This window comes from Acidovorax sp. AC410 (assembly GCF_979253235.1).
On record NZ_CEEDCG010000001.1, the window covers coordinates 6,544,551 to 6,557,978 of the forward strand.

Sequence of the window (13,428 nt, forward strand, 5' to 3'; positions counted from 1 at the left end):
CGCGAAGCGCACCCCTGGCCCGCGGCTGCACTGCAGCCGCGGGCTTTTTTTCATGCCCGCTTCTCGCACCACTGTTTCCAAAACTGGAACAGACAGTTTGCGACTGGGTGGTTTTTCTTTGGACCCCTGCGGCGTACAGTTCAACCCATCGATGAGCCGAACCCGCAAGGCGACTCACCGAACCCGGTTCGAAATGGTTTTGTCCCGGTTTTATTGAGACGCTTTTTTATCTTCAAGGAATTCATCATGAACACGACCGCACGCTTCCTCTCCATCGCCGCTGTTGCCGCTTTCGCTTCTTTCGGTGCCCAGGCCGACGAAGCCGATGCTTCGCAATTCGCCACGAAGTTCGACACCAACCGCACCCGCGCCGAAGTGGCCGCTGAAGCCGCTACCGTGGCCCAGACCCGCAGCATCGAGCCTGCTGGTTCGCGTGTCGTGACCTACAAGTCCACCGCTGACCGCGCTGCCGTGCGTGCCCAGGCTGCTGATGCTGTGCGCACCGGCCAGATTTCTTCCGGCGAAGTCGGCGCCCTGTAAGCAGCCCCGGATTGAACTGACCCCCTACCCCCAATCAAATCAAGAATCGAGATCACCATGAACAAGACCGCACGTTTCCTGTCCATCGCCGCTGTGGCTGCTTTCTCCGCTTTCGGTGCCCACGCTGACGAAGCCGACAGCTCGCAGTTCGCCCTGAAGTTCGACACCAACCGCACCCGTGCCGAAGTGGCTGCTGAAGCCGCTACCGTGGCACAGACGCGCAGCATCGAGCCAGCTGGTTCGCGCGTTGTGACTTACAAGTCGACGGCTGACCGCGCTGCCGTGCGTGCAGCGGCTGCCGAAGCCGTGCGCCTGGGCCAGATCCCTTCGGGCGAAATCAGCGCCCTGTAATCGAGCAGGCAAGGCAGGCTGCAGACCGCACTGCAGCTTCCATGCAAAAAGGCCGGGGCCCCGCGAGGGGCACCGGCCTTTTGCCTTGCTGGGCCGCGCGCGGCCGCGCACGGCTCACTGCAGCACGGTCACGCCGGTCTTGGCCTGCAGTGATTCGAAGCTCACGCCAGGGGCCAGCTCGACGAGCTTGAGGCCTTCGGGCGTCACGTCCAGCACAGCCAGGTCGGTGATGATGCGGTCCACCACGCCCACGCCCGTGAGGGGCAAGGTGCACTGAGGCAGGATCTTCAAGTCTTCGGTGCCGTCCTTCTTCTTCGCCACGTGCTCCATGAGCACGATCACGCGCTTGACACCGGCCACCAGGTCCATGGCGCCGCCCATGCCCTTGACCATCTTGCCCGGGATCATCCAGTTGGCCAGATCACCCTTTTCGCTGACCTGCATGGCGCCCAGGATGGACAGGTTGATCTTGCCGCCGCGGATCATGGCAAACGACTGGTCGCTGCCGAAGATGGACGAGCCTTTGATCGTGGTCACGGTCTGCTTGCCGGCGTTGATCAGGTCGGCGTCCACCGCGTCTTCGGTCGGGAAGGGGCCGATGCCCAGCATGCCGTTCTCGGACTGCAGCCACACTTCCTTGTCACCCGTGAAATTGGCCACCAGCGTGGGGATGCCGATGCCCAGGTTCACGTAGAAACCGTCTTCGAGTTCTTGCGCCGCACGTGCGGCCATCTGGTCTTGGGTCCACGGCATGGTCAGGCTCCTGCTTTCTCTGTGATGGTGCGTTTTTCGATGCGTTTCTCGGGGTGGGCGTTGTGCACGATGCGGTGCACGTAGATGCCGGGCAGGTGGACCTGGTCGGGTTCGATGGCACCGGTCTCCACGATCTCTTCCACTTCGACGATGCAGACCTTGCCGGCCGTGGCGGCAGCGGGGTTGAAGTTGCGCGCCGTGAGGCGGAACTGCAGGTTGCCGGACTTGTCGGCACGCCAGGCCTTGACCAGCGACACGTCGGGCACCAGCGAGCGCTCCATCACGTAGGTTTCGCCGTCGAACTCGCGCAGCTCCTTGCCCTCGGCCACGATGGTGCCCACACCGGTCTTGGTGAAAAAGGCCGGGATGCCCGCGCCGCCCGCGCGCAGCTTCTCGGCCAGCGTGCCCTGGGGCGTGAATTCGAGCTCCAGCTCGCCCGCCAGGTACTGGCGCTCGAACTCCTTGTTCTCGCCCACGTAGGACGAGATCATCTTCTTGATCTGGCGCGTCTCGAGCAGCTTGCCCAGGCCGAAGCCATCGACGCCCGCATTGTTGGAGATCACGGTGAGGTTCTTCACGGCCGAATCACGCAGGGCGTCGATCAGGGCCTCGGGGATACCGCACAGCCCGAAACCGCCGACAGCCATCAACTGGCCATCTGCAACCACGCCTTCCAGCGCTTTGGCTGCGGAGGGAAATATCTTGTTCACCACGATCTCCTTGCGAATGTTGGATACGCTACGATACTACGTACCCGAATAAGTAGTACCCCGTAAAGACTTGCACTATGGACGCCACCGATGGACGTTGATTACAAACTCGCGTTTGACATGGCCCCCGTGGGCCTGGTGCTCTCGCGCAACCGCACCATGGTGGACTGCAATCGCCAGGTGTGCGAGATGTTCGGCGCCTCGCGCGAGCTGCTGATCGGCCAGTCGTTCCAGGTACTTTATCCGAGCGCCGACGAGTACGAGCGCCTGGGCGCGCACATGGAACCCATCCTCAACGCCAAGGGCCACTACGCCGACAACCGCATCATGAAGCGCGCCAACGGCGAGGTGTTCTGGTGCCACGTGTCAGGACGTGCCTTGAACCGCGAAGACCCCCATGCCTCGGGCATCTGGAGCTTCGAGGACCTGAGCTCGCAGCGCCCGGTGAAGGCCGAGCTCACCGGCCGCGAACGCGAAGTGGCCGCGCGGCTGCTCGAAGGCCTGACCTCCAAGGAGATCGGGCGCACCCTGGACATCAGCCACCGCACGGTAGAGATCTACCGCGCGCGCCTCATGCGCAAGTACAACGCATCCACTGCAGCGGACCTCGTGCACAAGCTTCTGGCCGGCTAACAACCCTATTTTTTCGGCCCGTCGATCACCTCGGCGGCCGTGCGAAAGGCCTCCACCGCTGCGGGCAGGCCGCAGTAGATGCTGGCGTGCAGCAGCACTTCCTGGATCTCTGCCGCCGTGGCGCCGTTGTTGAGCGCGCCGCGCACATGGCCCTTGAGCTCGTGCTGCTTGCCCAGTGCGGTGAGAAAGGCCACGGTGACCAGGCTGCGCGTCTTCAGGTCCAGGCCCGGGCGCTGCCAGACATCGCCCCAGGCATTGCGGGTGATGAACTCCTGGATCGGCTGGGTGAACTCGGTGGCGTTGCCAAAGGCATTGGCCACAAAGTCCTCGCCCATGACCTGCTTGCGCGTGGCCAGGCCTTTGTCGAAGTCTTTGCTGCTGGATGGGGTTTGTGGTTGCGCCATGCGGGCTCTCCGGTTCGGTTGGGGCCGCCATGGTAGCCGCATGGTTCGCACGCAAAGCACAGCGCCCCCTGCGGCGCCCTTCGACAAGGCGCGCAGGGGGCGCGTTCAAACCGCTCAGGCCTTGGCTGCAGTCAGGTCAAAGCGGTCCAGGTTCATCACCTTGGTCCATGCCTTCACGAAGTCCTGCACGAACACCGCCTGCGCATCGCTGCTGCCATAGACCTCGGCCAGCGCACGCAGTTGCGAGTTGGAGCCGAACACCAGGTCGGCCACGGTGCCCGTCCACTTCGCCGTACCAGTGGTGCGGTCCACCCCTTCGATGACACCGGCAGCCGAGCTGGATTTCTGCCACCGGGTGCGCATGTCCAGCAGGTTCACGAAGAAATCGTTCGTGAGCGCGCCCGGTTGCTGGGTGAACACGCCGTGCGTGCCCTGCCCTGCATTGGCGCCCAGGGCGCGCAGGCCACCCAGCAGCACCGTCATCTCGGGGCCGGTCAGCGTGAGCTGGTTGGCGCGGTCGATCAGCAACTCGGCCACGGCACCTTCGAGACCCGGGCGCACATAGTTGCGAAAACCATCGGCCAGCGGCTCCATGACTTCGAACGAGGGCACGTCGGTTTGCTCCTGCGAGGCGTCCATGCGGCCTGGCGTGAAGGGCACGCTCACTTCCTGGCCGGCGCTGCGAGCGGCGGACTCGACGGCCGCCGCACCGCCCAGCACGATCAGGTCGGCCAGCGAGATCTTCTTGCCGCCGGTCTGCGCGGCATTGAAATCCTGCTGTATCGCTTCGAGCTTGCCCAGCACCTTGGCCAATTGCGAAGGCTGGTTCACTTCCCAGTCCTTTTGCGGTGCCAGGCGGATGCGGGCACCGTTGGCCCCGCCGCGCTTGTCGCCGCCGCGGTAGGTGGAGGCCGAGGCCCAGGCGGTGGACACCAGTTCCGCAACCGACAGGCCCGAGGCCAAGATCTTTGCCTTGAGCACCGTCACGTCCTGCGCATCCACCAGGGCGTGGTCCACCTCGGGAATCGGGTCCTGCCAGATCAGCACTTCGGCCGGCACCTCAGGGCCCAGGTAGCGCACGCGCGGACCCATGTCACGGTGCGTGAGCTTGAACCAGGCGCGCGCAAAGGCATCGGCGAACTGCTCGGGGTGCGCGAGGAAACGGCGCGAGATCTTCTCGTAGGCCGGGTCCTGGCGCAGCGAGAGGTCGGTGGTGAGCATGGTGGGCACACGCTTCTTCGACGGGTCGTGGGCATCGGGGATGGTCGCCTCGGCGCCCTTGGCGGTCCACTGGTGGGCGCCGGCCGGGCTTTTGGTCAGCTCCCATTCAAAGCCGAACAGGTTCTCGAAGAAGTTGTTGCTCCACTGCGTGGGGGTGGTGGTCCAGGTCACTTCCAGGCCGCTGGTGATGGCATCGCCGCCAAAGCCGCTGCCGTGCTTGCTGATCCAGCCGAAGCCCTGGTCCTCGATGCCGCCGCCTTCGGGCTCCAGGCCCACCAGTGCCGCGTCGCCCGCGCCGTGGGTCTTGCCGAAGGTGTGGCCGCCGGCGATCAGCGCCACGGTCTCTTCGTCGTCCATGGCCATGCGGGCAAAGGTGTCGCGAATGTCGCGCGCTGCGGCGATGGGGTCGGGGTTGCCGTTGGGGCCTTCGGGGTTCACGTAGATCAGGCCCATCTGCACGGCGGCCAGGGGCTTGGCCAGGTCGCGCTCGCCGCTGTAGCGCTTGTCGCCACCGAGCCAGGTGGTCTCTGCGCCCCAGTAGACGTTTTCATCGGGTTCCCACACGTCGGGGCGGCCGCCGCCAAAGCCGAAGGTCTTGAAGCCCATGGATTCGAGCGCCACGTTGCCGGTGAGGATCATCAGGTCGGCCCATGAAATCTTGCGGCCGTACTTCTGCTTGATGGGCCAGAGCAGGCGGCGCGCCTTGTCCAGGTTGGCATTGTCGGGCCAGCTGTTCAGGGGCGCAAAGCGCTGCTGCCCGGCCCCCGCACCGCCGCGGCCGTCCGCCAGGCGGTAGGTGCCGGCGCTGTGCCAGGCCATGCGGACGAAGAGCGGGCCGTAGTGGCCGAAGTCGGCCGGCCACCAGTCCTGCGAGTCGGTCATCAGCGCATGCAGGTCGGCCTTCACGGCCGCGAGGTCCAGGCTCTTGAACTCTTCGGCGTAGTTGAACCCGTCGCCCATGGGGTCGACCAATGGGGAGCTCTGGTTGAGCGGGCGCAGGTTGAGCTGGTTGGGCCACCAGTCGGCGTTGCCGCGGCCCTTGGGGGCGGCTGCCTTGGTGTGGTCGAAGGGGCACTTGGCTTCTGTTGTCATGGGTCTCTCCTTGTCAATGGTTCAGGCACTTGGCGAGGCCCATCTTAGGAAGCAATCCATGGCGCGTAAATTGAATCGATTGAATGTCTTCAATAGTCAATATTTATCGAAATTGCAAAGCCATTGTCATCCGGGGTGTTAGCTGGACGCGCCCAGGCCCCGCTCCAGCGCCAGTCCAGGCGCATCGAGCTGCGCCCGCAGGATCTGGCCATGGGTCGAATCGGTGACAAACACCGTCTGCCCGCCCTCCCCGCCAAACGCCAGGTTGGTCGTCGAGGCGCCCGCTGGCCCGCGCAATACCAGCTCGGGTTCTGCCCGGTGGTTGAGCACCCAGACATAGCCCAGGCCCGGGTTGGCCACCAGCAGCCGGCCCTGCACATCCACGGCCAGGCCATCGGGGCCGCTCGGGCCGTAGGAGGTGAAGAACTGTCCCACCTTGGCCACGCTGCCATCGGGCAGCAGCGGCACGCGCCAGACGCAGTTGCCGCGCGTGACGGCCAGGTAGAGCACGCGCCCGTCGGGCGACAAGGCCACGCCATTGGGGCTGGGCACATTGGCCAGCAGTAGGTCGAGCTGCCCATTGGGGCGCAGGCGGTACAGGCGCCCGCTCGGGTCGTGCAGCCCGCTCTGGCCCTGGTCGGTGAAGTACAGGTTGCCCCCGGCATCGAAGACCAGGTCGTTCACGCCCTTGAAGCGCTCGCTGTTGCGCCGCTCCAGGTACGGGGTGACCCGGCCGCTCGCCACGTCCAGGCGCATCAGGCCGTTCTTGTAGTCGGTGATGAGCAGGGTGCCGGCATCGAGGAACTTCATGCCGTTGGGCTCGCCGTCGTACTCGGCCACCAGGGTCCAGGTGCCCGCGGGATCGATGCGCAGGATGCGGCCCCAGGGGATGTCGGTCACGTACAGGTTGCCGGCAGCATCGAACACCGGGCCTTCGAGGAAGGAGTCGGTGATGGCCCCTGCGCGGTTGGCATCGGCCCAGGCGCTGCGATCGCGCCGGCGCAGCGTCTCGGGCATGGCGGTGAACAGTTCGAGGTCGCGTACTTGGGGGGCTTGCAGCAGAAACATGGGATGGCTTTCGTTGGCTCTGATCTTCACGCGGCAGGAAATCCGTACAGCCGCGCAGGGTTGTCCACCAGGATGCGGTCCATCACGGCATGCGACCCAGCCCAGGCCTGCAGCAGGTCCACCAGGTCGGCATCGTTCACGGTGCCGGGCGGCTCGGTGGTGTGCGGCCAGTCGCTGCCCCACACGAGGCGCTCGGGAGCGGCCTGCACCAGCGCGCGGCCCAGGGGCAGCGTATCGGCGTAGCCCGGGCCCTGCACCGCGGAGCGCATGTAGGCGCCGGAGAGTTTGACCCAGGTGTTGCCCCCGTCGAGCAGGCGTTGCAGCGTAGCCCAGGCCGGTGCCGATGGCCCCTCGGCCGGGTCGATGCGGCCCAGGTGGTCGATCACCAGCGGCACCGGCAAGGCCTGCAGCACCGCTTCGAACGCCACGATCTGCTCCGGGTGCGCGAACACCTGGATGTGCCAGCCGCCGCAGTCCGCATGGCGCGCCAGCTTGCCCGCCAGGGTGGTCAGCATCTCTTCTGTGGTCATGCCCCAGGATTGGGGCGAGACGAAGTTCACACGCAGCCCGCGCACGCGCCGTGCCGCCAGACGGGCCAGCTCCACATCGCCGACCTGCTGGTCCACCACGGCCACGCCGCGTGCGCTGTCGCCCAGTTGGTCCAGTGCATCCAGCGTGCAGGCATTGTCGGTGCCGTAGGTGGAGGGCGTGACCACGACCGTGCGCGCGGTGCCCAGGCGCTGCTGCAGCTGCCGGTAGGCGGCGACAGGCGCCTCGGGCGGTGTGCGCGGCCAGTGCGGCGACGGCGCAAAGCGCGCGTCGAAGATGTGCATGTGGCTGTCGCACGCCAGGGCGGGCAGCGCGCGCAACGGGCGGTTCAGGCCCACCGAATGCGGCACGGGATCCAGAAGGGGTGGCAGGCCCATGGCCGGTCAATCGAGCTTGATGTTGCCCTTGCGCACCACCTCGCCCCACTTGGCGTCTTCCCTCTTCAGGAAGGTGGCGAACTCGGCGGGTGTGGAGCCCACCGGCTGGGCGCCGATGTCGGCCAGGCGTTGCCTGACCTCGTCTTCCTTCATCACGTCCTGCACGGCCTGGCGCAGCTTGGCGGCAATGGACTCGGGCGTTCCGGCGGGCAGAAACATGCCGTTCCACTCGTAGGCCTCGTAGCCGGGGATCACCGTCTCGGCCACCGTGGGCACATCGGGCAGGCGCCTGGAGCGCTCGGGCGCCGACACGGCCAGTGCGCGCAGCTTGCCGCCCGCTATGTGGGGATAGGTCGCGGCCACGGTGCCGAACATGAAGTCCACCTGGCCGGCCATCACGTCGGTGATGGCCGGGCCGCCACTCTTGTAGGGCACATGCACCATGTCCAGGTCGAGCTGCTGGCGCACCAGCTCCGCGGCCAGGCGCTGCACCGTGCCGCTGCCGCCCGAGGCGAAGTTGAGCTTGCCGGGCGTGGCCTTGGCCTTGGCGACCAGGTCGTTGATGTTCTTGAGCGGCGAGTCCGCCTTCACGATCAGCACGTTGGGTGCCAGCAGCACCAGCGACAGCGGCTGCAGCGCGTTGGCCGCATACGGCATCTTGGGGAACAGGTGCGGGTTGATGGAGTACGGCGTGGCGTCGTACAGCAGGGTATAGCCGTCGGCGCCGGCCTTGGCCACGTAGCTGGCGCCGATGGTGCCGCTGGCACCGGCCTTGTTGTCCACGATCACGCTGGTACCCAGCCTGGCGCCCAGGCGCGTGGCCAGCACGCGCGCCACAGCGTCGGCTGCGCCGCCCGGCGCATAGGGCACGACGATGGTGATGGGGCGGTCGGGGTAGGCAGCATGGGCCAGGCCGGCGGCCAGGGCGCAGGCGGCGATCAGGGGTTTGAGAAAACGCAACATGTCATGTCTCCGATCATTCACTCAGCTTTGAGGTCCAGGTCCTTGGCAATCTGCGTGTAGGTGGCGACCTCGCGCTCGACCTGCGTGGCAAATGCCTTGCCGCAGGTGGAATCCGCATCCAGCCCCATGCCGCTCAGCTTCTCCACCGCCGCGGCGCTTTTCGCGAAATCCGCCGCCACCCGCTCCAGTTGCCGGGCCACGGCCTCGGGCAAACCCGCAGGCGCGAGCACGCCGTACCAGGCATCGGCCGAGTAGTTGCCGCCACCGGCTTCGGCAAAGGTGGCCATATCGGGCAGCAGCGGCGAGCGCCGGGGCGATGCCACGGCCAGGGCCGCGAGCTTGCCGCTGCGGATCTGCGGCAGCACCGAGCCCAGGGTGGCGAACGAGCTGTCGAGCTGGCCGCCCATCAGGTCCGTCACCACCGGCGCAGCGCCCTTGTAGGGTACGTGGTTGAGCTGCAGGCCATTGGCCCGGGCGAACATCTCGGTGGCGAAGTGGCCTGAACTGCCCACGCCCGCTGTGCCAGCCGTGGTGCGGCCCGGCTCCTTGCGCGCACGCGCCAGATAGTCGGCCAGCGACTTCACCGGCAGGCCCGGCCCCACCACCAGCACGGTGGGGCTGGTGGCCACCGTACACAGTGGCTTGAACGACTTCACCGCATCGAACTTCACCCGGCTGTACAGCCCCGGGATCATCGTGTGGTTGGTGGCACCGAACAGCAGTGTGTAGCCATCGGCCGGTGCGCTGGCCACCGCCTGCGCGGCCAGGATGGTGTTGGCGCCCGGTTTGTTGTCGATGACGAAGGGCTGGCCCAGCGCACGGCTGGCGTGGTCGGCAAAGGCCCGCGCCACCACGTCGGTGGGGCCGCCCGCCGCAAAGCCCACCACCAGCTTCACCGGCTTGGACGGATAGCCGGCGGCCTGCGCGAAGCAGGTGGCGGATGCCAGGGTCAAGGTGGCCAGCATCGCCTTTCTTGCGAGCGCTGGAAGTCGTGTGTGCCTGTTCATTGCTTGTGTCTCCTCATCGTGATCCTCTGGATGTACCGCCCCTGCTCCCTCACGCGGCCGCTGGGGCAGGGGTGCGCGCCAGGAGCTGCAGCAGGTTCTTCGCCGCGCCCACGCCCATGTTCACGTAGGCATCGCTGGTCACGCCGCCGATGTGCGGGGAGAGGATGACATTCGCCTCGCCCTGGAAGGGGTGGCCGGCGACCATGGGCTCGACTGCAAAGCTGTCCAGCCCCGCGGCCATCACCTGGCCGCTGCGCACGGCCGCCAGCAGCGCCGGCTCGTCGATGAGGCCGCCGCGCGCGGTGTTCACCACGATCACGCCGCGCTTGCACTGCGCCAGGGTGGTGGCATTGAGCATGCCCCGGTTCTCCTCGGTCAGCGGGCAGTGCAGCGAGATGGCGTCGGACTCACGCCAGAGGGTCGCCAGGTCCACGCTCTCGATGTAGGCCGGCAGGTTCTTCGCAAACGGATCGAAGCCGAGCACGCGCATGCCCAGCGCGTCGGCCATCTTCGCAAAGCGCAGGCCGATGGCGCCCAGGCCGACCAGGCCCACGGTGCGGCCACCGAGCTCCAGGCTCTTGTGCGTGGCCTTGTCCCAGTGGCCGGCGTGCATGCGCGCATCGAGCGCCACGACCGACTTGGCGCAGGCCAGCAGCAAGGCCAGCGCCTGCTCGGCCACAGCCGCGGCATTGGCGCCCACGGCGGCCACCACCTCGATGCCACGCGCCTTGGCGGCCACCTTGTCGATGGTGTCGGTGCCGCTGCCATGCTTGGAGATGACCTTGAGCGAGGGCGCGGCATCCATCACGGCCGCACCGACCTTGCCGTAGCGCACGATGATGGCCACGGGGTCGTGCGTGCGGCACAGGGCCACCAGGTCGTCCTCGGTGGGGGCCTTGCCGGCATAGACGATGTGGAAGTCTTCCAGCAGGGCCAGGGCCTGTGCGGCCAGGTCGGCCCCGGTCACGATGATGGCAGGGCGGCTCACAGCGATTCCCCTTCCTTGAGCACGCCGGCGGCGCGCAGGGCCGCAGGCAGCCACTTCGATGCCGTGTCGCCGCGGGCGATGGCCTCGATGCGGGCGGCCTCGTCGGCCACCTTCTTGTCGGCCAGGGCCATCATCGCGGGAGCCTTGGCGCGCTCGATCACCACCACGCCGTCGGCATCGCCCACGACCAGGTCTCCCGGGTGGACGGTGGCGCCGCCGGCGGAGATCGGGTGGTTGATGCGGCCGGGCACGTACTTGGTGGGGCCGGCGGGGTTGAAGCCGGCGCTGAACACCGGAAAGCCCAGGTCCAGCAGTTCCAGCTTGTCACGGATCGCGCCGTCGACGACCACGCCGGCCAGGCCCCGCTTTTTGCAGGCGCTGAGCATCAGCGTGCCCATCAGGGCGGCGGTCTGGTCGCCCTTGCCGTCGATCACCAGCACGTCGCCGGGCTGGGCCAGTGCGATGGCGGCGTGGATCATGAGATTGTCGCCCGGGCGCACCTCGACGGTGAAGGCCGGGCCTGCGACCTGCATGTCCTGGTGTACCGGGGCCACGCGGGCGTGCATGGTGCCGCGGCGGCCCGCCACGTCGGCGAGGATGGCAGCCTGGAAGGTGGCGGCTTTTTGGACGACCTCGGCGCTGACGCGTTCGATGTCACGGATGATTTCGGGAAGCTGGCTCATGGTGAAGTCCTTGAAAAGCACGGGGAGCGATGGAACCGGTGGGGCGGGTCGGTTGCGGCTGAAGTGCCCATGCCGCAGCGCGACCGCTGAAATGAGCGGCTTTCGGAGATGCCGGCGGAAGAAGGGGCGGGAGAGGCGTTGCGTCGCACGCGCCCTGTGGCGCTCGTGTCAGTCGAGGCTGGCGCCCGAGTCCTTGACGATCTTTCCCCAGCGCGGCACCTCGGTGCGCAGCAACTGGCCGAACTGCTCGGGCGTGCCGCCCATCACGTCGCCGCCTTCGCTGCGCAGCTTGTCGGCCACGTCGGGCTGCTGCAGGGCCTGGTTGATGGCCTTGTTGAGCTGGGCCACGATGGGCGCGGGCGTGCCGGCGGGTGCCAGGATGCCGAACCAGGTCACGGCGTCGAAGCCCTTGTAGCCCGACTCGGCCAGCGTGGGCACGTCGGGCAGTTGGCCGGCGCGCTTGGCGGAGGTGATGGCGATGATCTTGAGCTTGCCATTGCGCACCTGGCCCAGCAGCGTCGGCACGGAGGACATGTACAGGTCGATCTGCCCGCCCACCAGGTCGGTCATGGCCTGGGCCGCGCCCTTGTAGGGGATGTGGCGCAGCTGGATGCCGGCGGCGTTTTCGGCCAGCTCGCCCGACAGGTGGGCCACGGTTCCGTTGCCCGAGTAACCAAGGGTGATGGCATCGGGCTTGCCCTTGGCGGCGGCCACCACGTCGGCAAAGGTCTTGTAGGGCGAATTGACAGGCGCGGCGATCACGATGGGCGAGGACGACACCAGTGCCACGGGCACCAGGTCCTTGAGCGGGTCGTAGGGCAGCTTGGGATACAGCGTGGGATTGATCGCCAGGTTGCTGGTCTGGCCCATCACCAGGGTGTAGCCATCGGGCGCAGACTTGGCGGTGGCGTCCACACCCAGGTTGCCGCCCGCGCCGGGGCGGTTGTCCACGATCACGTTCCATTTGTTCTGGTCCGTGAGCTTTTGCGCCACGGTGCGCGCAATCATGTCCGTGCCGCCGCCGGGCGGGAAGGGCACGACCAGGCGGATCGGCTTGCTGGGGTAGGCAGCTTGCGCAAGGGCCGCGCCGGCGGGCACGACTGCGGCAGCCAGGCCCAGGAAGGCAGCGCAAAGGGGACGCGAAAGCGAAGGGAAGGCAGGCATGGATTTGTCTCCGTTGTGGTGGTTCGTCACGCCGGCCTGCATGGCCCGGCGCCGTGGATGTGACTTTACGCAGACGTTTCATTCCATACAATGCAGTTGCACACCATGAAACGAATTGCACCATGAGCAACCTCCCCACCAAGCCCCCTCTTCCGGCCCCACCACCGGTGCCAGGCGCGGCCAGCGATACCGGCGGCGTCATTGCCGTCACGCGCGCGCTGCAGGTGCTGGAGGCGTTTGCGCTGGGCGAATCGAGCCTGCCGCTGGCCGAACTGAGCCGGCGCTGCGGCCTGCACAAGACCACCGTGCTGCGCCTGGCGCGCACGCTGGCGCAATCGGGCTTCATGGTGCAGCGCGAGGACGGCGACTGGCGCCTGGGCCCCGCCGCCGGCTGGCTGGGTGCGCGCTACCAGGCGGGCTTCGACGTGCAGAACGTGCTGGAGCCGGCGCTGCGCGAGCTCACCCATGCCACGGGCGAAAGCGCCGCCTTCTATGTGCGCGAAGGCCAGGTGCGCACCTGCCTCGTGCGCGTGGAGGGGCCGCAGGCACTGCGCCACCATGCACGCATGGGCGAGGGCCTGCCGCTGGACAAGGGCTCGCCGGGGCGCGTGATCCTGGCCTTCTCGGGCGAGCCGGGCAAGGCCTACGAGGAGATCCGCCAGAAGGGCTACCACTGGTCCATCGGCGAACGCGAACAGGGTGTGGCCACGGTGTCCGCGCCGGTGTTCGGCATGCACTGGCGGCTCATGGGCTCGGTGTGCATCTCGGGCCCGGCCTCGCGCCTGCCGGCTGAAAAGCTCGAAGCCCTCGCGCAGACCGTGATGGCCGCGGCCACGCAGCTGTCGTATGCGCTGGCGGGCAACACCGCAGCGCCCTCGCACAGCCCGGTACGCGCCACCCACTGGCATCCGTGAAGTGACACCCC

15 protein-coding genes are annotated in these 13,428 nt (G+C 67.3%); 4 read left to right on the forward strand and 11 right to left on the reverse strand.

Annotated elements, in window-relative coordinates:
* Positions 1-246 precede the first annotated feature (246 nt).
* Both AC0IZS_RS30420 and AC0IZS_RS30425 read left to right on the forward strand, forming a co-directional pair.
* Positions 247-540: a DUF4148 domain-containing protein gene (locus AC0IZS_RS30420; RefSeq protein WP_471635633.1), complete on the forward strand. Its 294-nt coding sequence runs from the start codon at positions 247-249 to the stop codon at positions 538-540.
* A 57-nt stretch (positions 541-597) separates the two neighbouring features.
* The gene (locus tag AC0IZS_RS30425; RefSeq protein ID WP_145693723.1) at positions 598-891 is read left to right on the forward strand and encodes a DUF4148 domain-containing protein; all 294 of its coding nucleotides are present in this window, start codon (positions 598-600) and stop codon (positions 889-891) included.
* 114 nt (positions 892-1,005) lie between these two features.
* Here AC0IZS_RS30425 and AC0IZS_RS30430 read toward each other — a convergent pair whose 3' ends face one another.
* Positions 1,006-1,644 (reverse strand): 3-oxoacid CoA-transferase subunit B, encoded by a 639-nt coding sequence (locus AC0IZS_RS30430; RefSeq protein WP_471639077.1) that lies wholly within the window; start codon positions 1,642-1,644, stop codon positions 1,006-1,008.
* Positions 1,645-1,646: 2 nt separating this feature from the next.
* Positions 1,647-2,354 (reverse strand): CoA transferase subunit A, encoded by a 708-nt coding sequence (locus AC0IZS_RS30435; RefSeq protein WP_471639078.1) that lies wholly within the window; start codon positions 2,352-2,354, stop codon positions 1,647-1,649.
* A 90-nt stretch (positions 2,355-2,444) separates the two neighbouring features.
* On the opposite strand from AC0IZS_RS30435, the gene AC0IZS_RS30440 reads away from it, so the two are divergent.
* The gene (locus AC0IZS_RS30440; protein ID WP_057206148.1) at positions 2,445-2,987 is read left to right on the forward strand and encodes a PAS and helix-turn-helix domain-containing protein; all 543 of its coding nucleotides are present in this window, start codon (positions 2,445-2,447) and stop codon (positions 2,985-2,987) included.
* 5 nt (positions 2,988-2,992) lie between these two features.
* On the opposite strand, the gene AC0IZS_RS30445 is transcribed toward AC0IZS_RS30440, so the two are convergent.
* The 9 genes from AC0IZS_RS30445 to AC0IZS_RS30485 form a co-directional block, all read right to left on the reverse strand.
* Positions 2,993-3,391: a carboxymuconolactone decarboxylase family protein gene (locus AC0IZS_RS30445; RefSeq protein WP_471639079.1), complete on the reverse strand. Its 399-nt coding sequence runs from the start codon at positions 3,389-3,391 to the stop codon at positions 2,993-2,995.
* A 114-nt stretch (positions 3,392-3,505) separates the two neighbouring features.
* Positions 3,506-5,704: a catalase/peroxidase HPI gene (gene katG / locus AC0IZS_RS30450; RefSeq protein WP_471639080.1), complete on the reverse strand. Its 2,199-nt coding sequence runs from the start codon at positions 5,702-5,704 to the stop codon at positions 3,506-3,508.
* Positions 5,705-5,842: 138 nt separating this feature from the next.
* Positions 5,843-6,772, reverse strand: coding sequence for an SMP-30/gluconolactonase/LRE family protein (locus AC0IZS_RS30455; RefSeq protein ID WP_471639081.1), 930 nt, complete (start codon positions 6,770-6,772; stop codon positions 5,843-5,845).
* 26 nt (positions 6,773-6,798) lie between these two features.
* The gene (locus AC0IZS_RS30460) at positions 6,799-7,698 is read right to left on the reverse strand and encodes an amidohydrolase family protein (RefSeq protein ID WP_471639082.1); all 900 of its coding nucleotides are present in this window, start codon (positions 7,696-7,698) and stop codon (positions 6,799-6,801) included.
* 6 nt (positions 7,699-7,704) lie between these two features.
* Positions 7,705-8,661, reverse strand: a complete 957-nt coding sequence (locus AC0IZS_RS30465; protein ID WP_471639083.1) for a Bug family tripartite tricarboxylate transporter substrate binding protein — start codon at positions 8,659-8,661, stop codon at positions 7,705-7,707.
* Positions 8,662-8,678: 17 nt separating this feature from the next.
* Entirely contained in the window at positions 8,679-9,626 is a 948-nt protein-coding gene (locus AC0IZS_RS30470) for a Bug family tripartite tricarboxylate transporter substrate binding protein (protein ID WP_471639084.1), read from the reverse strand.
* 91 nt (positions 9,627-9,717) lie between these two features.
* Entirely contained in the window at positions 9,718-10,656 is a 939-nt protein-coding gene (locus AC0IZS_RS30475; RefSeq protein WP_471639085.1) for an NAD(P)-dependent oxidoreductase, read from the reverse strand.
* Complete coding sequence (locus tag AC0IZS_RS30480) at positions 10,653-11,339, reverse strand: RraA family protein (protein WP_471639086.1); 687 nt, start codon at positions 11,337-11,339, stop codon at positions 10,653-10,655. The genes AC0IZS_RS30475 and AC0IZS_RS30480 overlap by 4 nt, the downstream gene beginning before the upstream one ends.
* A 168-nt stretch (positions 11,340-11,507) precedes the next feature.
* Positions 11,508-12,503 carry a tripartite tricarboxylate transporter substrate binding protein gene (locus AC0IZS_RS30485; RefSeq protein ID WP_471639087.1) on the reverse strand — a complete coding sequence of 332 codons (996 nt, stop codon included), beginning with the start codon at positions 12,501-12,503 and terminating at the stop codon, positions 11,508-11,510.
* A 122-nt stretch (positions 12,504-12,625) separates the two neighbouring features.
* Here AC0IZS_RS30485 and AC0IZS_RS30490 point away from each other — a divergent pair, with 122 nt between their 5' ends.
* Positions 12,626-13,417 carry an IclR family transcriptional regulator gene (locus tag AC0IZS_RS30490; RefSeq protein WP_471639088.1) on the forward strand — a complete coding sequence of 264 codons (792 nt, stop codon included), beginning with the start codon at positions 12,626-12,628 and terminating at the stop codon, positions 13,415-13,417.
* Positions 13,418-13,428 lie beyond the last annotated feature (11 nt).